The sequence below is a fragment of the Mycobacterium sp. genome (genome assembly GCF_040509115.1).
Taxonomy (GTDB): Bacteria; Actinomycetota; Actinomycetes; order Mycobacteriales; family Mycobacteriaceae; genus Mycobacterium.
The window spans coordinates 1-19,809 of sequence record NZ_JBEVLO010000136.1; the positions used below are offsets into that span (position 1 = coordinate 1).

Below are 19,809 nucleotides of genomic sequence, written 5' to 3' on the forward strand. Positions count from 1 at the left end.
CCTGATGGGGGACCTCAAGGCGCTCCTGGGCCCGGGCTGCCTCGGCGGCTGACGGGCTAAGGCTGGGGTACCTCCGATGCCAGATCGGGCGGCTCGCCCGGTGAGCGGACCCGGAAGGCGAACGATCCGCGTCCGAGGACGTTGCCGGTGGAGAACGGGGAGAGCCGGAGCAGGCACATGTTGCCCAGGTACACGGAGGGCTGCGCGTCGAGTGGGACGCGGAGGTCGAAGTTCAGCAGCGAGCGGTCCGGTGCCGTCGGGAACTCCGGCACCTGGGTGTAGCCCGGCTGCAGGCCGGGGACCTTCGGTTCGGACAGGCGCGGGAAGCGCGGGTCGACGTTCAACAGGTAGGTGCCGATCTCCGGGTCGGCTGCTGCTGGTCCGACCCAGACGTGGACGTAGATGTTCGATTGCGCCGGAACCGCTGCCGGCGAGGGAAACTCGACCGAGACGCGACCGGTGACGACGCCACCGGGCAGGGCGCTCAACGTCCAACCGAAGCCGCCGAAGAACGGGTCCTCGGCAGCCAGTCGTGCGGTGGCATCGGCGGGGCGGATCGCCATGAACGCCACGTCGTCGTCCGCGTGGGCCTGCATCCTGGCGTTCGACTCCACGATCCGGGCCACGCGATCCTCGCCGTCGCGTGAAGCCGATTCCGTCATCGTGGCGTCCCTTCGTCGTCCTCGCTTCGCGGTCATCATCCTCCGGATCGCCGCACCGAGAAGCGTTTTCGGAGGCGCCTCAGTGCGTCACCCGAGGACGTTCACGGCCCGAGCGATGACGAGTGCGATCGTCGCCATCGACACCATCGCCTGGGCGGCCATCATGAGCTTCGCCCACCGGGCCAGCGGCATGGTGTCGGTCGGGGAGAAGGCGACGACGTTGGTGAAGCTGACGTAGAGGTAGTCGACGAACGTCGGACGCCAATCGGGCTGCGCGTTGGCCGGATCCGACATCTGGGGGAAGGAGAAGTCCGGAAAGCGGTTCTTGCTCGATCGTCTGGCGAACGGGCCGCCCCTGTCCAGTTCCCAGTACCAGATCCCGAAGGCGATGACGTTGGTGACGAAGATGCCCGCACCGCCGCCGAGCAGAACGGCGGCGTCGTTGCTCACTTCGCCCGACAGAATGCGTTTGGCCAGCACGACGGCAGACGCCGTGTTGTCGAGGGTGATCGCCGCGGTGAGCACCAGACTGGCCCACCGACCGATGGTCGTCGGCCGGGACAGTCGCACCGGATTGATCACCAAGATCACGATCAGGAGCAGCAACTCCATGACAACCAGCGGCCAGCGCGGAAGCACGGTGTACTGCTCCGGTATCGAGTGCTGGATCGCGACGGCGGCGAGGATGGCGATCACGACGGGCCAGCGATTCTCTGGATCGCCGGGCCGCAGCCACGACGGCACGTGCTGTTCGGCGCCGGCCGCCAGGTGCTCGGTCCGCCGGACTAAGCCCTCGACGGGCGTCGAGTGTTCGGGAGTATCGGCCATGGTTTCCAGTGTGTGCGCCACCATGGAGTAATGACCGATGACACGACCGATTTCTCGGCGAGGTCGAGGCACATCAGCGCCTGGATCGAGGCACCGGCGACGGCGGTCTACGCCGTCGCCTCCGTTCCTGCCCAGTTGTCGCGCTGGGCGGCCGGGCTTTCCGATGCTGCCCTCGCCGATGCCGACGTTGAATTCGCAGCCCTCAACGAGCTCGGTGTGCTGGACCACGTGGTCCGGTTGGCGACGGGTGAGGTGTTCTACAACCCGATGCGTGTGATCCCGTCGGGTGCCGACGACACCAGCTGTGAGGTCGTGTTCACGTTGCGCCGTCAGGCCGGAGTGACCGATGAGCAGTTCGAGGATGACGCGGCAGCGGTAGCCGCCGACCTGCAGACCTTGCGGGAACTGGTGGAGCAGCGCGCTTAGGCGTCCGTCGAGCCGAAGACGCCAAGAGCCAGCCAGATTGCCGTGGCCGTGGCGAAGGCCGCGACCACCGCGGTGCCGACGCTCATGGTGTAGATACCGACGACCACCAGCACCAACGCGCCGATGGCGAGGGCGACCAATTTGTATACCGGCCAGGGCACCCCGGCGATCGGCACTTCGGTCAGTGTGGTCATTGGGTAACGATAGCTCGCAACCGAGAGTTCGGGCAACCGAAACATCGGCGAAGAGGGGTCGGAAACTCAACGTGGTCCCGGTGCCCCCGCTCACCATGACGTAGCCGAGGTCGGACGAGATCCGCTAGCCACGGCGGACGCGGGTCGTGCACGACCTCGAGTACGAGCTGGCTCGACGCGATGGGTGCCACCACCCCGAGGGCTAAACCCGTTTTCGCAGTAGGAGAGGTGAGTGGCACCATTGACCGGTGACCGCCGCCGACCTGAGTCAGACTTCTCGCCGTCCCGCGTCGCTACGCGCCTCGGACATCGAGGACGCCGCTCAGCGAATCTCGAAGGTCGTCGCACTCAGCCCACTGCAGTTCAGCGACCGGCTGTCGGCGCTGACCGGTCTGCTGGTCTACCTCAAGCGGGAGGATCAGCAGGCCGTCCGCTCCTACAAGCTGCGCGGCGCCTACAACCTGTTGATGCAGCTGACGCCCGAGGAGATCACCGCGGGCGTGGTGTGCTCGTCGGCGGGAAATCACGCGCAGGGCTTCGCGCTGGCCTGCCGCTCGATGGGGATCCACGGCCGGGTGTACGTGCCCGCCAAGACGCCGAAGCAGAAGCGCGACCGCATCCGTTACCACGGCGGCGAGTTCATCGAACTGATCGTCGGCGGTGCCACCTATGACATCGCCGCCGCGGCGGCGCTCGACGACGTCGCCAGGACCGGGGCCACCCTGGTGCCGCCGTTCGACGACCTCCGGACGATGGCGGGCCAGGGCACCATCGCCGTCGAGATCCTCCAACAGCTGGAGGCCGAGCCCGACCTCGTGGTGGTGCCCGTCGGTGGCGGTGGCTGCATCAGCGGCATCACCACTTACCTGGCCGAACGGACCACCAACACCTCCGTCCTCGGGGTGGAGCCAGCGGGTGCGGCGTCGATGCTTGCCGCCCTGGCGACGGGCGAGCCCGTCGTCCTCGATCACGTCGATCAGTTCGTCGACGGCGCCGCCGTCGCGCGGGCCGGGGCGAGGCCGTATGCCGTACTCGCCGCGGCCGGAGACATGGTGTCGATGACCACGGTCGACGAGGGAGCGGTGTGCACCGCCATGCTCGACCTGTATCAGAACGAAGGCATCATCGCCGAGCCCGCGGGCGCCTTGTCGGTCGCGGCGCTGATGGAGTTGGACATCGCGCAGGGATCGACCGTGGTGTGCCTGATCTCGGGCGGCAACAACGACGTCTCGCGGTACAACGAGGTGCTCGAGCGCTCGCTGGTGCACCTCGGACTCAAGCACTACTTCCTGGTGGACTTTCCGCAGGAGCCGGGTGCGCTACGCCGATTCCTCGACGAGGTACTCGGACCCAACGACGACGTCACCCTGTTCGAGTACGTCAAGCGCAACAACCGGGAGACGGGGGAGGCGCTGGTCGGCATCGAGCTTGGCTCGGCTGCGGACTTCGACGGGTTGATGGGTCGGATGAGGGCCTCGGACATGCACGTCGAAGCGTTGGAACCAGGTTCACCGGCGTACCGCTACCTGACCTGATCCGGCTCGATCAGGACGAGCCGCTCGTCATTGGCACGGAAGACGGGCTCGATCGGCACGCCGCACTCGGCGGCGGACTCCGTCAGCAGGGTGGCCCACTGCCGGTCGTCGATCGAGACGTCGCCGTACCCGGGTCGGGTGAGAAGCAGGGCCACCGAGCTCAGTCCGTCGCCATCCTCGAGGACGTCGCGCAGCGCCATCATCAGGTCCCGGATCAAGCCCGGCTGTGGCTTTCTGGTGATCGGTACGTCGCTGAGCACCTTCAACATTCGCCGGTCCGCCCCCACGAAGGCGAAGCGCAACAGCCGCTCCCCGAAGCCCAGCGGCCCCATCAGCGCTCGCCAGCGCTGACCTAGGTCGGCGGGCGACGCGATGGGATCGGTCGCGGTTTCGATCGGCGGAATGGGCAGGAATTCTCGTGTCGTCATCCCGTGATGATCGGACTTCTCGACCACGCCCGCCGAAGTCATCCACAGCCACCGAACCTGTGGATTACGACTTGACGGCCCGAAGGATCGCGAAAGAATGTCCGGCCAAGGTGGTCGACTCGGCGACCTCCGGCTGACCCCACGCGAGCACCACGTCGCCGGAGACAGGCACGGTCACCGGCTGCTCGCCGAGATTGCAGGCGATCGTGAACGATCCGCGCCGCAACAGAATCCAGCGCTGCGCCTCGTCGTACTCGACGCCGAGATCGTCCAGCCACGGGTCGGCGAAGTCCGGCTCGTCGTGGCGCAGCGCGATCAACGCGCGGTACACGTCGAGGAGTCTCCCGTGGTCGCCGTCGTCGAGTTCGTCCCAGTGGAGCTTCGACCGCAGGAACGTCTCGGGGTCCTGAGGATCGGGGATCTCGTCGGCGTCCCAGCCGTGTTGGGAGAACTCGGCCTTGCGCCCCTCCGCGGTGGCGCGCGCCAACTCCGGCTCGGGGTGCGAGCTGAAGAACTGGAATGGGCTGGAGGAGCCCCATTCCTCGCCCATGAAGAGCATTGCGGTGTACGGAGATCCGATGGCGAGCGCCGCCTTGATCGCGAGCTGGCCAAAGTCCAGGTTCTGCGACGGCCGGTCGCCGACGGCCCGGTTGCCGACCTGATCGTGGGTCATCGTGTAGGCCAGCAGTCGCGTCGCGGGGATCGTGGCCGTGTCCAGCGGACGGCCGTGCCGACGATGCCGGAACGACGAATACGTGCCCGCGTGGAAGTAGCCGTTCTTCAAGGTCGTGGCCAGGGTCTCCATGGTGCCGAAGTCCCCGTAGTAACCGGCCCGCTCACCAGAGACCGCCGAGTGGATGGCGTGGTGGATGTCGTCGTCCCACTGCGCGGTCAATCCGTAGCCCCCGCGATCGCGAGGGGTGATCAGGCGGGGGTCGTTGAGATCGCTTTCGGCGATCAGCGACAGCGGGCGGCCCACTTGCGTTGACAGCGCGTCGGTTTCGGCTGCCAGCTCCTCGAGGATGTGTTCGGCGGTGGTGTCGAACAGCGCGTGCACGGCGTCCAGGCGCAGGCCGTCGGCATGCAGGTCGCGCATCCAGCGCAGGGCACATTCGATGATGTAGGCGCGGACCTCGTCGGAGTCGGCATCGGCGACGTTGATCGACTCGCCCCAGGGGGTGTTCCCCTTGGACATGTACGGCCCGAACCGCGGCAGGTAGTTGCCCGACGGGCCGAGATGGTTGAAGACGGCGTCGATCAGCACGCCGAGACCCCGCCCATGGCACGCGTCGACGAATCGCACCAGGGCATCGGGCCCGCCGTACGGCTCGTGCACGGCGTACCAGAGCACGCCGTCGTAACCCCAGCCGTGGGTGCCCCCGAATGCGTTGATGGGCATCAGCTCGACGAAGTCGACGCCGAGTTCGACGAGATAGTCGAGTTTCTCGATCGCCGAGTCCAAAGTGCCGTCGGCCGTGAATGTCCCGATGTGCAGTTCGTAGATCACCGCACCCTCGATCGAGCGTCCAGCCCAGCCGGCGTCGGTCCACGCTGCCGCCGAGGCGTCCCACAACTGCGATCGGGCGTGGACGCCGTCCGGCTGGCGGGGGGAGCGGGGGTCGGGCAGCACGGTCTCGTCGTCGTCGAGGACGAAGCCGTACCGGCTGTCGGTCCGTGCGTCGACCACCGCACGCCACCAGCCGTCGTCGTCGCGCGTCATCGCGTGCAGGGTGCCGTCGACGTCGACGCGGACCCTCTCGGGCGTGGGTGCCCAGACGGCGAATTCGTGGTCAGTCAACGGTGCGCTCCAAAAGTGTCACGGATAGGTCGGTGAACAGGTCGGCGGCGTCCACCCGTCCGCTGAACTCGCGCCCGGTCAGGCGATCGGTCCAGCCGCCGTCGGGCAGGGTGAGCGACGTGTCGCCCCAGCCGGTTTCGGACAGGGCGACGGTCCATCGAGTCACGGCCACCAGGACGTCGTCGCCACGGAGGTACGCCACCAGGTGCGCGGCCGCTGCACCCTCGGCGAGCACTGGAGCGTAGGCACCCGACAGGTAGGAGTCCGGCCTTTCGGCCCGCGAGGCGAGTGCCGCCCTGACCACGCGAATCTTGCCATCGCTCAACGTCGTCAGCGACTCCCGTCGCACCGCGTAGTCGACGGGTCGCCGGTTGTCGGGATCGACCAGGCTGTCGTCCCACAGTTCGGTGCCCTGATAGACGTCGGGCACGCCCGGCACCGTCATCGCCATCAGTTTTTGTGCGTTCGAGTCGCTGCGGGCGTGTCCGTCGAGCTGGGCGACGAGACCGCTCAGCTCGATCCCGACCGGCCCGGTGACCACGTCGTCCACCCACTGGTGCACGGCGGCCTCGAACTCGGTGTCCGGGGCGTTCCAGGTGGTGCGGACGCCGGCCTCGCGCATCGCCTTCTCGGCGTAGGCATGCAGCCGCTCCCTCAGTTCATCGGTGACGACCCCGTTGGTGGGCCAGACGCCGAAGACGTTCTGCCACAGGAAGAGCCCGGTCGGTGCGTCGGGGGGCGGGGTGCTCTCCGACCACTTCGCCACCAGCTCGGACCACAGACCGCCGACCTGGGACAGAACCCCGATCCGGGCGCGGACGTCCTCACTGCGCTTGGTGTCGTGCGTGGACAGCGTGACCATCGCCGACGGCCATGACTGGCCTCGCACTGCTGCACTGTGGTGGAACTCGGCGGCGCTGACGCCGAATCGGTCCGGCTCACCCCCGACTTCGTTGAGGGACACCAGTCGCGCGTCACGGTAGAACAGGCAGTCTTCGACGGCCTTGGCCGTGACGGCACCGCACAGTTGCTGCAGCCGGGTGGCCGGCTCGACGTGGCCGATCGCCGACGCGACCAGTGTGAGCGCCTCTGCCAGTTCCGGTGCGGCGGAGACGGTTTCGGCCAGCGCGGTCGACATGAGCGCCGAAAGCCCACGGTAGTCGGAGCGGTAGACCCCGAGGTGCGACAGTAGTGCCGCCACGGCCTGGGGCACCTGCGGGTGGTCGGTGCCGGTGGCGGCGACGATCGCGCGGTGCAGGCGGGCCAGCTCGCTCGCCAGGGTTTCGGTCGCCGTGGCCACCTTGAGGAGACGAACCTGCTCCTCGAGCGACTCGTCTTCCGCACGCGAGCCGTTGGGATCGACGAGCAGTCCGCCGATTTCGCGCAGCGCGTCGTATCCGGTGGTGCCCGCCACCGGCAACGTCGGTTCGAGTGCCTCGTCCGGTGCGAGGATCTTCTCGATCACGATCCATGCGTCGGGGCCGGTGAGCTCCCGCAGCCATTCGAGATAGCCTGCGGGATCGGCCAGTCCGTCCGGATGGTCGATCCGGAGCCCGTCGACCAGTCCCTCGGTGAACCACCGGCGCACCTCGACGTGGGTGGCGTCGAACACGGCGCGGTCCTCTTGGCGCAGCCCTGCCAGCGAGGTGATGGAGAAGAACCGGCGGTACCCGCACACGTTGTGTCGCCAGCCGATCAGTTTGTAGTGCTGCCGGTCGTGAACGGCGGATCCGGAGGCCCCGCCTGCTGCCGTGCCCGGCGCGATCGGCCAGGTCCGGTCACCGAGTCGCAGCACGTCCCCGTCGACGGTCAGATCGGCGACGTCGCCGTCATCGCCGAGCACGGGAAGCACGACGCGACCGTCGGGGTCCAGCGTCCAATCGATGTCGAAGTACGACGCGTAGGCAGAGTCTTGCCCGTGCGCGAGCACGTCCCACCACCAGGCGTTCTGCGTCGGATCGTCCACGCCAACGTGGTTGGGCACGATGTCGACGACGACGCCCATGCCGCGGGCATGGGCCGCCCGTGACAACTCGGCAAGGCCCTCGGGTCCGCCGAGTTCGGCTGACACCGTCGTCGGATCGGTGACGTCGTACCCATGGGAGGAGCCCGTCGCGGCGGTGAGGATGGGGGATAGGTAGACGTGCGAAACGCCAAGATCCTCAAGGTAGTCCAGTAGGTCCACCGCGTCGGAGAAGGTGAACGCCTGGCCACTTGCTGGCCCGCGCATCTGCAGTCGGTAGGTCGAGGTGACGGGTCGGTTCGTGGTCATCGCGATCACGCCGTCTTGCGCAGGACGATGACGGAACGTCCCCGGAGGGAGAACGACTCGCCTGCCTTCACGACGAGTTCGGTGCTTCCGGTCGGGTCGGCCGTGTCGAGCGCACCCGTCCATTCGGCGGCGTAATCGCCTTCGGCGGCGACGAATTCGACAGGATCCGAGTGAGCGTTGAAGCACAACAGGAAGGTGTCGTCCACCACGCGTTCGCCGCGTGCGTTCGGAGCGGGGATGGCGTCGCCGTTGAGGAACACGGCCACGCATTGAAATCCGGAGTTCCAGTCTTCCGGCGTCATCGGCATCCCCGCATTCGTCAGCCACGCGATGTCGCGGATCTCGTCGTCGCCATTACGGATCAGCTTGCCGTCGAAGAAGCGTCGGCGCCGGAACACCGGATGATCCTTGCGCAGCGCCGTCACCTTGCGCGCAAACGTCATCAGGTCGGCGTTGGTCTCGCACAGGGTCCAGTCCATCCAGGCGATCTCGGAGTCCTGGCAGTACACGTTGTTGTTGCCCAGCTGCGTGCGGCCGATCTCGTCGCCGTGGCTGATCATCGGGGTGCCCTGGCTCACCATCAGTGTCGCCAGCACGTTGCGCATCTGCCTGGCCCGCAAGTCGAGGATCGCCTGGTCCTCCGTGGGGCCCTCGACTCCGCAGTTCCACGACCTGTTGTGGCTCTCGCCGTCCCTGTTGTCCTCGCCATTGGCCAGGTTGTGCTTCTCGTTGTAGGACACCAGATCCGCAAGGGTGAATCCGTCATGGGCAGTGACGAAGTTGATGCTCGCGCTCGGCCTGCGGCCGGTCGCCTCGTAAAGGTCGGAGGAACCCGTCAGCCGGGAGGCGAATTCGTTGAGTGTTGCGGGCTCGCCCCGCCAGTAGTCACGCACAATATCGCGGTATTGCCCGTTCCACTCGGTCCACAAACCAGGAAAGTTTCCGACTTGGTAGCCGCCCTCACCGATGTCCCACGGTTCGGCGATCAACTTGACTTGACTGATCACCGGATCCTGTTGGACCAGGTCGAAGAACGCCGAGAGCCGGTCGACGTCGTAGAATTCCCGCGCCAGTGTCGAGGCGAGGTCGAACCGGAACCCGTCGACGTGCATGTCGATCACCCAGTACCGCAGCGAGTCCATGATCAGCTGGAGCGAGTGCGGATGCCGCACGTTGAGGCTGTTGCCCGTCCCGGTGAAGTCCTTGTAGAGCTTGAGGTCTCCGTCGAGCAACCGGTAGTAGCCTGCGTTGTCGATGCCGCGGAAGTTGATGGTGGGCCCGAGGTGATTGCCCTCTGCGGTGTGGTTGTAGACGACGTCGAGGATGACTTCGATCCCCGCCTCGTGGAACGACCGGACCATGCCCTTGAACTCGGCGACCGCGCCGCCCGCGCTGTGATTCGACGAGTACTGGTAGTGCGGGGCCAGGAAGCCGAAGGTGTTGTAACCCCAGTAGTTTCGCAGCCCCAGGTCCAGCAGTCGATGGTCGTGCATGAACTGGTGAACCGGCATCAGCTCGATGGCCGTGACGTTCAGCGACTTCAGGTGGTCGATGATCACCGGGTGGCACAGCCCTGCGTAGGTGCCGCGCTGCTCCTCTGGGATGCCGGGGTGCGTCTGAGTCATGCCCTTCACGTGGGCCTCGTAGATCACCGTCTCGTGGTAGGGCGTGTTCGGGGCGCGATCCGATCCCCAGTTGAAGAAGGGGTTGATGACGACGCTGGTCATCGTGTGGCCGAGCGAGTCCACCATCGGCGGCGCCATGCCCGCAACGCCGGTGGGATCGGCCAGATCGTAGGAGAACAACGCCTGGGTGAAGTCGAAGTCACCGTGGAACGACTTGCCGTACGGGTCGAGGAGCAGCTTCGAGGGGTCGCATCGGTGACCGGCGGCGGGGTCCCACGGGCCGTGCACGCGGAAGCCGTAGCGTTGCCCGGGCGTGACCGTGGGCAGATAGGCGTGCCAGACGTAGCCGTCGACCTCGTCGAATTCGACGCGCTCCTCGCTACCGTCCGTGCCGATCAGGCACAGCTCGACTTTCTCGGCCACCTCGGAGAAGAGCGAGAAATTGGTTCCCGCACCGTCGTACGTGGCGCCAAGCGGGTAGGCCATACCCGGCCAGATGGCGGAGACCATAGTCCGTTGTGCTCCTCGCGTGCGCGGGGCCTACCACCAGCCGGTGGCGGCGGCGATCTGACGTCCCAGTTCATTGGTCATGGTGCGCATGTAGGTCGCGGAGATGTGATGAGAGTCGTGATATAGCAACACATTTCCCTCCACAACTCGACAGTAGTCATCGCGGCACACCGCGTCACTCATGTCGAGTGGCTTCAGCATCGGGAACTGCGCCACGTAATCCAGAGTGGGGTTGTGGTCGGACAGTACCTTGGCGCGCTTGATGCCGCAGGAGATGGCGTCACCACCGTCGGCCAGACAGTCGGCGGGGAAGAACGGTTTGCCGTCGCGCACCATCCACGGCGTGTCGCGCATGGCGAGAACCGGGATGCCTGCGTCCGAGAAGGCCTGCCAGATACCCAGATACGAGCTGGGCATCACGTCGCCGTCCTTGATGTTCCACGGTCTGGTCGACGTGGTGAAGACGTAGTCCGGGTGCGACGCGATGAGCTTCGGCATCACCGCCTGATTCCAGGTGCGGCACTTCGGATACGGCCGGTTGTCGCCCATCACCAGCGGGGATTCCTCCGTGGTCAGCGGGCAGCCCATCTTCATGTACGTGGTCACCTTGAAGCCGTGCGTGCGGCCAAGCAGATCGAGTGCGGTGATCCAGTGCTCGGCGTGTGAACCGCCTGCGAGTGCGATGGTGCGCGTCGCCGTCGGGTCGCCGTAGGTGCACGGGTCGACGGCGATGCTCGCGAAGTCGTCGATGCAGCCGTCGGTCGTCGAGACCGGCAGGTCGTCCTTGGCCTCCAGCACGGTCGGGCGCATCGGCAGCTTGGGCACCCTGACCTTGTTGACGAGCGCCCGAGCGCCGGGATAGTCCCTCGAGGACAGGCCGGAGAGCTCCTTGCCGTTCGCGCGCTGGATGGTCACGTGCTCGCGCCACGTGAACGAGGTGGCCGTCAGTGCGACGCCCAACAGCGTGACGATCGACCCGAGCACGATCGTGGGCCTGCGCAGGCGGGTCCGCAGCGGGATGACGACCGCCGGCTTCGGCGCGGCCGCGGAGCCGCGGAGGCGCAGTGGCTCCTCGACGTACTTGGTGGTGAGCCACGCGAGGATGCCGGCGATCAGCAGCACGACGGCGCCCTCGACGAAGTTCGCGTGGGTGTGTCCCGAGTAGGCCAGCCAGAAGATGAGCAGTGGCCAATGCCAGAGGTACAGCGAGTAGGCCATCGATCCGAGCGAGACGAACGGCTTGGTCGCGAGGAAGCGGTTGACGGCGGGCATCCGGCCGTTGACGTGCGGATCCGCCAGCCGGTTGGCGCCGCTGAGGATGAACAGCATCGTCGCCCCGACCGGAACCAACGCCCAGGGCCCGGGAAACTCCTTGACGCCGTCGATGAAGGCGCCGCAGGACAGGATCGCGGCGAGCGCCACGACGGCGATGATCGAGCGCAGCCACATGGGGCACTTCACGTAGGGCACCAGTGCGCCGACGAGTGCACCCAGCAGTAGCTCCCAGGCCCTGGCGAAACTGTTGTAGTAGGCCGTTGCCTGGTCGGCGCCGTGGGCCACGATCGCGTACCAGAACGAGGCGATGGTCAACGCGGTGAGCAGGATGATCAGGGCCAGGCGCAGGTGCGAGCGAAGCAGCTTCCTGAACACGACGGCGAAGCCGAAGATCAACGCCAGGAACGCGATGTAGAACTGGCCCTGCACCGACATCGACCAGATGTGCTGCAGCGGGCTGACCGCCTCGCCCGCGGCCAGGTAGTCCGACGCCGAGCCCGCAAGTTCCCAATTCTGGTAGTAACCCAAGCTGGCCAGGCTCTGATCGGCGAAGGTCTCCCACCGCGTCTCGGGCTGGACAAGGATGGTCAGCGCCGCCGAGGCGGCGAGCACCACGACCAGGGCGGGGAGCAGCCGCCGGATCAGCCGCGTGACCTCGGGTACGGGGGACAGCGATGAACCAGGGGCTAGTGCCGCCCGCAGTAGCCGGCCGCCGAAGAAGAAGCCGGACAGCGCCAGGAAGACGTCCACCCCGCCGGAGACGCGGCCGAACCACACGTGGAACACCGCGACGAGCGCGATGGCGATGCCGCGAAGGCCGTCGAGGTCGTGGCGGTAGAAGCCAGACGTGCGGGTGCCCATTTCGGCGCGCTGGTTGCCACCGGATCGGGTGTCGGCAACCGTCCGGGCTGGGGAGAGGGTCAACATGGTCGACGGACAATCTACCGAACGCAGGGCGATGTGCGCGTTTTGCGATGCGTACCGATGCGAGGAGAGGATGTCAGCCGTGCCTGCGATGACGCCCGATCAGATCAGCGCCGCCGATGCCGCGCACGTATGGCATCCGTACAGCAGGATCGGAGCCGACGCGTTTCCGCCGGTGGTGGCGGTCGGGGCCAAGGGTGCGTCGCTGACCGTCGTCGACGGTGGGCGCCCCGTCGAGGTGCTCGATGCGATGAGCTCGTGGTGGACGGCGATACACGGGCACGGGCACCCGGTGCTCGACGCGGCCATCACCCGTCAGCTCGCCACGATGAACCACGTGATGTTCGGTGGGTTGACCCACGAGCCCGCTGCGCGCCTGGCCGAGCTGCTGGTGCAGATCACTCCTGCCGGTCTGGACACCGTCTTCTTCAGCGACTCGGGTTCGGTGGCGGTCGAGGTCGCCGCGAAGATGGCGTTGCAGTATCAGCGGAGTCTCGGCCGCCCGGGCAAGCACCGTCTGATGACGTGGCGGGGCGGCTATCACGGCGACACGTTCACGCCGATGAGCGTGTGCGATCCCGACGGTGGAATGCACGAATTATGGTCTGCCGGTGAGCATTCGGTGCTCGCCCGGCAAGTATTCGCCCCCCAGGTGCCCGGCGAGTACGACCCTGCCTACAGTGCCGCCTTCGAGGCGCAGCTCGCTGAACACGCCGACGAGCTCGCGGCGGTCATCGTCGAGCCGGTGATGCAGGGCGCGGGTGGCATGCGATTCCACGATCCGCGCCATCTGATCGACCTGCGCGACATGTGCACCCGGCACGACGTGCTGTTGATCTTCGACGAGATCGCCACCGGCTTCGGTAGGACGGGTGAGCTGTTCGCGTCCGACCATGCCGGCGTCAGCCCGGACGTCATGTGTGTCGGCAAGGCGTTGACCGGCGGCTACGTCACGCTGGCGGCGACGCTGTGCACGTCCGAGGTTGCCGACACCATCAGCGCGGGTGAGCCGGGCGCGCTGATGCACGGTCCGACGTTCATGGCCAACGCCCTGGCGTGTGCGGTGTCGGTGGCGTCGGTGGAACTGCTGATCGGGCAGGACTGGAAGCAGCGCGTCAGCGACGTGGAGGCCGGTCTGCGCGACGGGCTTGCTCCGGCACGCGAACTGCCCGGCGTCACCGACGTCAGGGTCCTCGGGGCGATCGGTGTCGTGGAGATGGCGCGACCGGTCGACATGCCGGTGGCGACGGCGGCGGCACTGCGGCACGGACTGTGGCTGCGTCCGTTCCGCAACTTGGTCTACGCGATGCCGCCGTACGTCTGCACGCCAGACGAGGTGGCGCGGATCGGTGCGGGGATGGTGGCGGTGGCCCGTGCGCTAACCTGAACGGTGTTCAAGTTGGCTTATCGTGTTCTTGGGAGGCGCCGGTGACCCGCGCAGGACTCTCCCCGCTGGCCTGGCTCGACGACGTCGAGCAGCAGCGGCGGACGGCTGGGCTGAGGCGGGCGCTTCGCGTCCGGCACCCGGCGGGCGGCGAGCTGGATCTGGCCTCCAACGACTACCTCGGTCTCGCCATGCACCCGGCCGTCATCGAAGGGGGAGTGCAGGCGCTGCGGACGTGGGGGGCGGGGTCAACGGGCTCGCGGCTCGTCACGGGCAACACCGAACTGCACGAGGATTTCGAGACGGCGGTGGCGGCGTTCATGGGTGCCGAGTCGGCGCTGGTGTTCTCTTCGGGGTACACCGCGAACCTGGGTGCGGTGGTCGCGCTGTCGGGGCCCAACTCGCTGCTGGTGTCCGACGCACTGACGCACGCCTCCCTGGTCGACGCGTGCAGATTGTCGAGGGCGCGCGTGGCGGTCGTGCCGCACCGCGACGTCGACGCCGTGGAGGCTGCGCTGCGCGCCCGCGACGAGGAGCGCGCGGTGGTCGTCACCGACTCCGTCTTCAGCGCCGACGGGGTGACGGCTCCGCTTTCGGCCCTGCACGCCGTCTGCCGTCGACACGGCGCCCTGCTGATCGTCGACGAGGCCCATGGTCTCGGGGTGCGCGGTGACGGCGGCCGGGGGCTGGTGCAGGAGGTCGGCCTCGCGGGGGCGCCCGACGTCGTGGTGACGACGACGCTGTCGAAGGCACTGGGCAGTCAGGGCGGGTTGGTTCTTGGGCCCACCGCGGTGCGTGACCATCTGATCGACGCCGCGCGACCGTTCATCTTCGACACCGGGTTGGCGCCCGCGGCGGTCGGTGCGGCGTTGGCCGCCTTGCGGGTGCTCGAGGCGCAGCCCGACCGCGCGACCGCAGTGCTGAGTCGCGCCGCGACCCTGGCTGAGATGTGCGACGTCCCCGACGTGCCGGGCTCGGCGGTGGTGTCGGTCATCCTCGGTGAGCCGGAGCTGGCGTTGGCGGCGGCGATGGCGTGCCTGGAGCGCGGCGTGCGGGTGGGCTGCTTCCGGCCCCCGTCCGTGCCGGCCGGGACCTCGCGCCTGCGGCTGACCGCTCGCGCGTCGCTGGGCGACGACGACCTGGACCTGGCTCGCACGGTCCTGACGGAGATCCTCGCGGCGGCGCGCGCACGATGAGCGTGCTCATCGTGACCGGCACCGACACCGGTGTCGGCAAGACCGTGGCGACTGCGGCACTGGCCTGCCATGCCCGGCTGGCAGGCATCGACGTCGCGGTGTGCAAGCCGGTGCAGACCGGCACCGAGATCGGCGTCGACGGCGCAGGCGACGACGACCCAGGCGACGACGACCTTGCCGAGGTGGGGCGGCTGTCGGGTGTCGCTGCGCTGACGCCGGGGTGGCGCTACCCCGAACCGCTGGCACCTGCGGCCGCTGCCACCCGCGCGGGGCTCACATTGCCGGACCGGGCTCAGCTGGTCGACCTGATCGCGGGCATCGACCGCCCCGGCAGGCTCACCATCGTCGAGGGTGCGGGGGGTCTCCTGGTTGAGCTCGGCGCTGACGGCGTCACCCTGCGTGACCTCGCCGTCGACCTGGGGGCGGAGGTACTTGTCGTCGTCGCTGCCGGGCTTGGGACCCTCAACCACACCGCCCTGACGATGGAATCGCTTGCGGTGAAGGGTGTTTCATGCGCCGGCGTGGTGGTGGGTGCGTGGCCAGAGGTGCCGGGAGTCGCGGAGACCTCCAACCGCGACGCCCTCGAGCGAGTCACCTCCGTGCGGGCGGTACTGCCCGCGGGTGCCGGAGGGTGGACGCCCGAGGCGTTCGCTGAGCTGAGCGCACGCGCGTTCGCGCCGGAATGGGTGCAGAGTCTCTAGATCATGGTCCACTCCGTCGAGTTGCTGTTCGACCGGGAGACCGACGGGCTAGTGCGGCGTGACTGGACGGCGCTCGCCGAGGCCGGTCTACCGAGTCAGGCGAATCATCGCTCGCCGACCAACCGGCCACACGTCACGCTGACCGTCGGCGACCGCATCGATCCGAAGGTCGACGCCGGACTGTGGGAGCCCGCGCGGCAGTTCCCTCTGGACTGCCGGATCGGGGCGGCGATGGTGTTCGGTGGGCGGACGCTGACGCTGGTGCGGCTCGTCGTGCCGACGGCCGGGCTGTTGCGGCTGCACGAATCGGTCGATGCGATCTGTACGCCGTTCGTGGCGGGGGAGATCTTCGTGCACACCCGACCCGGCCGGTGGACGCCTCACGTCACACTCGCTCGGCGGCTCTCGCCGGCCCAGGTGGCCGCCGCCTTGGAGGTGATCGGCGGCGACGATCTCGTCGGCGCCTTCGCCGGTTTGCGACGGTGGGACGGCGATGCCAGGGTCGACACCCCGATTCCCTGAACGGACCCGATCCCCTGAACGGAATGGCTACAAGCGTTGCGGCTGGCGTGCGGCAATGCCGTCGATGAGCAGACGCACGCCGAAGGCGAACCTCACTCCCGGATCGTCGTCGCCGAGAACCGACTGACCGTCGGACAGTGCGGCGCCTGCGGCATCCCACTGGAGCCTGGACTGCTCGTCGGCGGTGAATCCCAGGACGTAGTAGACGACCGTTCTCGCCGCGAGCCCGGCATGCGCAGGTGCAACGCCCGCGGAGGCGGCAGCGTCGGTCAGCCTCGCGAGCAATTCGGTCGCAGCGGTCGAGCGACCCGCCGCGAAGCTGGCCGAGACGAGTTCGGCGCCGTCGGTGTGCGACAGCAGCGCGTCGCGCAGCTGACCGCAGATGGCGGTGATGCGGCCCTGCCAGTCCGCGACTACCTCCGCGAGGGCAGGCGTCAGGATGCGGTCGGCGACGGCGCCGAGGAGTTCCTGTTTGTCGGCGAAGTGCCAGTAGAGCGCGCCGGGGGTGACGTTGAGCTCCCGCGCGAGTCGCCGCATCGTCAGATCGGCGATTCCGTAGTCGTCCAGGAGCTGGGTGGCCTTGTCGACCACGTCAGCCCGGCCGTGTCGTCGATTCGGCTGCACCCCTGTAGCCTAAACACCGTTCAAGTTCTTAGTGCAGGAGGAGTGCCGAAGTGACGCAGCAGGCCCCGGAGATCGACCAAGACGTGTTGGGCCTGGCCCGGGAGCAGGTGCTCGAACGGGGCGAAGGCTTGAACCAGCAGCAGGTGCTTGAGGTCTTGCAGCTGTCCGACGACCGGCTCGAAGAACTGCTGGCGCTGGCCCACGACGTCCGGATGAAGTGGTGCGGGCCCGAGGTCGAGGTCGAGGGAATCATCAGCCTCAAGACCGGCGGTTGCCCCGAGGATTGCCACTTCTGCTCGCAGTCAGGGCTTTTCGCGTCGCCGGTGCGCAGCGCCTGGCTCGACATTCCCAGCCTGGTTGAGGCCGCCAAGCAGACCGCGAAGTCCGGGGCGAGCGAGTTCTGCATCGTGGCTGCCGTGCGCGGGCCCGACGAGCGGCTGCTGGCGCAGGTCGCCGCAGGCATCGAGGCCATCCGCAATGAGGTCGACATCCAGATCGCCTGTTCGCTGGGCATGCTGACCCAGGAGCAGGTCGATCGCCTTGCGGGGATGGGCGTGCACCGCTACAACCACAACCTGGAGACGGCGCGGTCGTTCTTCACCAACGTGGTCACCACGCACACGTGGGAAGAGCGCTGGGGCACGCTGGAGATGGTGCGCGATGCGGGCATGGAGGTCTGCTGCGGCGGCATTCTCGGCATGGGCGAGTCGCTGGAGCAGCGGGCGGAGTTCGCGGCCAACCTGGCCGAGCTGAACCCGCACGAGGTGCCGCTCAACTTCCTCAACCCGCGACCGGGCACGCCGTTCGGCGATCTCGAGGTCCTTCCCGCGGCCGAGGCGCTCAGGGCCGTTGCCGCATTCCGGTTGGCGATGCCGCGCACGATGCTGCGCTTCGCCGGTGGCCGCGAGATCACCCTCGGTGATCTCGGCGCCAAGCAGGGCATCCTCGGTGGCATCAACGCCGTCATCGTCGGCAACTACCTGACGACGCTGGGGCGCCCCGCCGAGTCAGATCTCGAATTGCTCAACGATCTGCAGATGCCGATCAAGGCGCTGAACGCGACCCTGTAAGCGGGCGAGTCAGCGATGCCGACGAAGTTCAACGTCTACACGGGCGCGCCGGAGGGCGATGCTGGCCCGACCGCCGTTCCTGCCGCCGCGCGTCTGGGGCTCGAGCCGCCCCGGTTCTGTGCGGAGTGCGGGCGGAGGATGATCGTGCAGGTGCGTCCGGATGGGTGGACGGCGAAGTGCTCGCGGCATGGCGAGATGGACTCAAAGGACCTCGATGGGCGGCGATGAGCGCTTGCGCGAAGAGCAAAAGGGTCTCGATGAGCGCTTGCGCGAAGAGCAAAAGGGTCGCGATGAGCGCTTGCGCGAAGAGCAAAAGGGTCACGATGAGCGCTTGCGCGAAGAGCAAAAGGGTCACGATGAGCGCTTGCGCGAAGAGCAGACGGCGGCGATGACCTACCCCACCTGGGTGGCCGAGGACGTCGTGCCGCCGCGTCTGTCGCACCGGCAGGCGGCTCTGCGCGTCTCGGTCTTGCTCGCGGCGGCAGGCGTCGTCGTCGGTGCGCTGTGGGCGTGGCTGGTACCGCCCGTCCAGATCGTGGTCGCCTTGACTCGGGGTGGGGACCGAGTCCGCGGCTATGTGGGCGACGAGTCCGATCACGTCTTCCTTGGCGCGCTTCTGATGACCGGATTCCTGTTCGTCGTTGCGGTCCCGGCGGCCGTGGCGGTGTGGCAGTGGCGGGCGCACCGCGGGCCGGTGATGGTGGGCGCACTGACGGTCGGCCTGCTGGCCGCGGCGGGCTTGGCGGCCGGCGTCGGCACGGCGTTGTCGAGGTGGCGCTACGGCGTCGTGGATCTGGCCGCCGCGCCGGTATCGCCGGAGCATCGAGTGCACTACGCGTATGAGGCGCCTGCCGTCTTCTTCGGGGACACCCCGTGGCAGATCGCGGCGTCGATCGTGCTTCCCGCCGGCGTGGCGGCGCTGCTGTATGCGATCGGCACACTGTCGGTCACTAGGGACGATCTGGGTGCGTGGCCACCGGTGGGCCGACCGGTCTACGTGGTGGCTACTGATCCAGCTCCGACAGCGGCTGGCGATCCAGCCGTCGACCGGTCATCACCTTTGCACTGATCAGCGCCAGTCGGAGAATGCCCCTGTAGGTGGACGGGTTCAGCAACGTCGGCCACGTGGTCCTGGCCAGGTTCTTCGATAGCGGCTTGCCTGCGAACCGGTCGCGCAACCACCGCAGCGTCATCGGGGCCGACATCGGATGCAGGAGCATGTGCTCGCTCAGCAAGTCGCGGTGGTAGGTGACGTTGGCGCCGCCGGTGCTATAGGTGGCGGTCAGCTCGTCGATGTCGGCGACCGACACGATCCGGTCGTGCACCGCCTGCACGACGAGGACGGGGATGCTGGGTGCCGCGGTGCCGAGCTTGATGCTGTCGAAGACGTGCTGCACTTCTGGGGTCTGGAGGATCTTCTCGAGCGGTTCGTCGACGAGGGTGTCCATGTCCTTGCGGATCAGTTTGAGCACGGCGTGCGCCGTCGTCATCCGCTGGATGTCGGTAAGCATCGTCTTGCCCTCGTCGGTCACGTGCTCGTTGATGACGCGGTCCAGATCCGGATAGACGTGCGAGAGCGCCGCCACGACCATCGCGGGCAGGCCTGAGTAGAAGCTGCCGTTGAGTCGGCGGAAGGTGTGGCCGAGATCGCCGACGGGGGATCCCAGGACGGCGCCGACGAGGTTGAGTTCGGGCGCGTAGTCCGCGTGCACCTCGGTAGCCCATGCGGTGGCGAGGCCGCCTCCCGAGTAGCCCCACAGTCCCATCGGGGCGTCCGACGAGAGGTTCAGCGCGTCGGTGTTCAGCGCGGCGCGAAGGCCGTCGAGGACGTGATA

The 19,809-nt window shown here is 67.7% G+C and carries 19 protein-coding genes; 9 read left to right on the top strand and 10 right to left on the bottom strand.

Translation table 11 applies throughout. The features are described 5' to 3' along the window. Window positions 1-56 precede the first annotated feature (56 nt). Both ABW137_RS10160 and ABW137_RS10165 read right to left on the bottom strand, forming a co-directional pair. Complete coding sequence (locus ABW137_RS10160; protein WP_526399452.1) at window positions 57-662, bottom strand: hypothetical protein; 606 nt, start codon at window positions 660-662, stop codon at window positions 57-59. A gap of 87 nt (window positions 663-749) precedes the next feature. After that, a complete protein-coding gene (locus ABW137_RS10165; protein ID WP_526399454.1) occupies window positions 750-1,490 on the bottom strand; it encodes a hypothetical protein in 741 nt (246 codons plus the stop codon). Between the two features lie 30 nt (window positions 1,491-1,520). Between ABW137_RS10165 and ABW137_RS10170 the strand changes: the two genes are divergently transcribed. Then, window positions 1,521-1,916 (top strand): SRPBCC family protein, encoded by a 396-nt coding sequence (locus tag ABW137_RS10170; RefSeq protein ID WP_526399456.1) that lies wholly within the window; start codon window positions 1,521-1,523, stop codon window positions 1,914-1,916. Here ABW137_RS10170 and ABW137_RS10175 read toward each other — a convergent pair. Beyond that, the gene (locus ABW137_RS10175) at window positions 1,913-2,110 is read right to left on the bottom strand and encodes a hypothetical protein (protein WP_526399457.1); all 198 of its coding nucleotides are present in this window, start codon (window positions 2,108-2,110) and stop codon (window positions 1,913-1,915) included. The two genes, ABW137_RS10170 and ABW137_RS10175, sit on opposite strands and share 4 nt — an antisense overlap. Before the next feature lie 248 nt (window positions 2,111-2,358). On the opposite strand from ABW137_RS10175, the gene ilvA reads away from it, so the two are divergent. Beyond that, window positions 2,359-3,645 (top strand): threonine ammonia-lyase IlvA, encoded by a 1,287-nt coding sequence (gene ilvA, locus ABW137_RS10180; protein WP_526399459.1) that lies wholly within the window; start codon window positions 2,359-2,361, stop codon window positions 3,643-3,645. Here the strand turns inward: ilvA and ABW137_RS10185 are convergent. From ABW137_RS10185 to sucT, 5 genes are all read right to left on the bottom strand, one after another. After that, the gene (locus ABW137_RS10185; protein ID WP_526399461.1) at window positions 3,633-4,073 is read right to left on the bottom strand and encodes a hypothetical protein; all 441 of its coding nucleotides are present in this window, start codon (window positions 4,071-4,073) and stop codon (window positions 3,633-3,635) included. The two genes, ilvA and ABW137_RS10185, sit on opposite strands and share 13 nt — an antisense overlap. Window positions 4,074-4,137: 64 nt before the next feature. Beyond that, the gene (treZ, locus tag ABW137_RS10190) at window positions 4,138-5,871 is read right to left on the bottom strand and encodes a malto-oligosyltrehalose trehalohydrolase (protein WP_526399463.1); all 1,734 of its coding nucleotides are present in this window, start codon (window positions 5,869-5,871) and stop codon (window positions 4,138-4,140) included. Next, entirely contained in the window at window positions 5,864-8,143 is a 2,280-nt protein-coding gene (treY, locus tag ABW137_RS10195) for a malto-oligosyltrehalose synthase (protein ID WP_526399465.1), read from the bottom strand. The genes treZ and treY overlap by 8 nt, the downstream gene beginning before the upstream one ends. Before the next feature lie 5 nt (window positions 8,144-8,148). Continuing rightward, window positions 8,149-10,278: a glycogen debranching protein GlgX gene (glgX, locus tag ABW137_RS10200; RefSeq protein WP_526399467.1), complete on the bottom strand. Its 2,130-nt coding sequence runs from the start codon at window positions 10,276-10,278 to the stop codon at window positions 8,149-8,151. A gap of 30 nt (window positions 10,279-10,308) precedes the next feature. Then, window positions 10,309-12,480, bottom strand: coding sequence for an acetyltransferase SucT (sucT, locus tag ABW137_RS10205; protein ID WP_526399469.1), 2,172 nt, complete (start codon window positions 12,478-12,480; stop codon window positions 10,309-10,311). 70 nt (window positions 12,481-12,550) lie between these two features. Between sucT and bioA the strand changes: the two genes are divergently transcribed. Genes bioA through ABW137_RS10225 form a run of 4 tightly spaced genes read left to right on the top strand, consistent with a single transcriptional unit; the run spans window position 12,551 to window position 16,280 of the window. Beyond that, window positions 12,551-13,864 carry an adenosylmethionine--8-amino-7-oxononanoate transaminase gene (bioA, locus tag ABW137_RS10210; RefSeq protein ID WP_526399471.1) on the top strand — a complete coding sequence of 438 codons (1,314 nt, stop codon included), beginning with the start codon at window positions 12,551-12,553 and terminating at the stop codon, window positions 13,862-13,864. A gap of 41 nt (window positions 13,865-13,905) precedes the next feature. Beyond that, on the top strand, window positions 13,906-15,057 hold the full coding sequence (gene bioF / locus ABW137_RS10215; RefSeq protein WP_526399473.1) for an 8-amino-7-oxononanoate synthase: 1,152 nt from the start codon (window positions 13,906-13,908) through the stop codon (window positions 15,055-15,057). After that, window positions 15,054-15,758 carry a dethiobiotin synthase gene (gene bioD / locus ABW137_RS10220; protein WP_526399475.1) on the top strand — a complete coding sequence of 235 codons (705 nt, stop codon included), beginning with the start codon at window positions 15,054-15,056 and terminating at the stop codon, window positions 15,756-15,758. Before bioF ends, bioD begins: the two co-directional genes overlap by 4 nt. Before the next feature lie 3 nt (window positions 15,759-15,761). Continuing rightward, window positions 15,762-16,280 (top strand): 2'-5' RNA ligase family protein, encoded by a 519-nt coding sequence (locus ABW137_RS10225; protein ID WP_526399477.1) that lies wholly within the window; start codon window positions 15,762-15,764, stop codon window positions 16,278-16,280. 27 nt (window positions 16,281-16,307) lie between these two features. On the opposite strand, the gene ABW137_RS10230 is transcribed toward ABW137_RS10225, so the two are convergent. Continuing rightward, entirely contained in the window at window positions 16,308-16,904 is a 597-nt protein-coding gene (locus ABW137_RS10230) for a TetR/AcrR family transcriptional regulator (protein ID WP_526399479.1), read from the bottom strand. 71 nt (window positions 16,905-16,975) lie between these two features. Between ABW137_RS10230 and bioB the strand changes: the two genes are divergently transcribed. The 3 genes from bioB (at window position 16,976) to ABW137_RS10245 (ending at window position 19,043) form a co-directional block, all read left to right on the top strand. Next, a complete protein-coding gene (gene bioB, locus ABW137_RS10235) occupies window positions 16,976-17,974 on the top strand; it encodes a biotin synthase BioB (protein WP_526399485.1) in 999 nt (332 codons plus the stop codon). 15 nt (window positions 17,975-17,989) lie between these two features. After that, window positions 17,990-18,202 carry a biotin synthase auxiliary protein BsaP gene (bsaP, locus tag ABW137_RS10240; RefSeq protein ID WP_526399481.1) on the top strand — a complete coding sequence of 71 codons (213 nt, stop codon included), beginning with the start codon at window positions 17,990-17,992 and terminating at the stop codon, window positions 18,200-18,202. 160 nt (window positions 18,203-18,362) lie between these two features. Beyond that, a complete protein-coding gene (locus ABW137_RS10245; RefSeq protein WP_526399487.1) occupies window positions 18,363-19,043 on the top strand; it encodes a DUF2567 domain-containing protein in 681 nt (226 codons plus the stop codon). On the opposite strand, the gene ABW137_RS10250 is transcribed toward ABW137_RS10245, so the two are convergent. Then, window positions 18,979-19,809: lipase family protein (locus ABW137_RS10250; protein ID WP_526399483.1), on the bottom strand; the 831-nt coding region annotated here is incomplete at its 5' end. The two genes, ABW137_RS10245 and ABW137_RS10250, sit on opposite strands and share 65 nt — an antisense overlap.

Bases quoted from the DNA above. Each gene is read 5' to 3' on its own strand.
- bsaP (WP_526399481.1), top strand. From the start codon at position 17,990: ATGCCGACGAAGTTCAACGTCTACACGGGCGCGCCGGAGGGCGATGCT.
- bioD (WP_526399475.1), top strand. From the start codon at position 15,054: ATGAGCGTGCTCATCGTGACCGGCACCGACACCGGTGTCGGCAAGACC.
- ABW137_RS10165 (WP_526399454.1), bottom strand. From the start codon at position 1,490: ATGGCCGATACTCCCGAACACTCGACGCCCGTCGAGGGCTTAGTCCGG.
- treY (WP_526399465.1), bottom strand. From the start codon at position 8,143: ATGACCACGAACCGACCCGTCACCTCGACCTACCGACTGCAGATGCGC.
- ABW137_RS10160 (WP_526399452.1), bottom strand. From the start codon at position 662: ATGACGGAATCGGCTTCACGCGACGGCGAGGATCGCGTGGCCCGGATC.
- glgX (WP_526399467.1), bottom strand. From the start codon at position 10,278: ATGGTCTCCGCCATCTGGCCGGGTATGGCCTACCCGCTTGGCGCCACG.
- sucT (WP_526399469.1), bottom strand. From the start codon at position 12,480: ATGTTGACCCTCTCCCCAGCCCGGACGGTTGCCGACACCCGATCCGGT.
- ABW137_RS10175 (WP_526399457.1), bottom strand. From the start codon at position 2,110: ATGACCACACTGACCGAAGTGCCGATCGCCGGGGTGCCCTGGCCGGTA.
- ABW137_RS10225 (WP_526399477.1), top strand. From the start codon at position 15,762: ATGGTCCACTCCGTCGAGTTGCTGTTCGACCGGGAGACCGACGGGCTA.
- ABW137_RS10170 (WP_526399456.1), top strand. From the start codon at position 1,521: ATGACCGATGACACGACCGATTTCTCGGCGAGGTCGAGGCACATCAGC.
- ABW137_RS10245 (WP_526399487.1), top strand. From the start codon at position 18,363: ATGACCTACCCCACCTGGGTGGCCGAGGACGTCGTGCCGCCGCGTCTG.
- bioA (WP_526399471.1), top strand. From the start codon at position 12,551: ATGTCAGCCGTGCCTGCGATGACGCCCGATCAGATCAGCGCCGCCGAT.
- ABW137_RS10185 (WP_526399461.1), bottom strand. From the start codon at position 4,073: ATGACGACACGAGAATTCCTGCCCATTCCGCCGATCGAAACCGCGACC.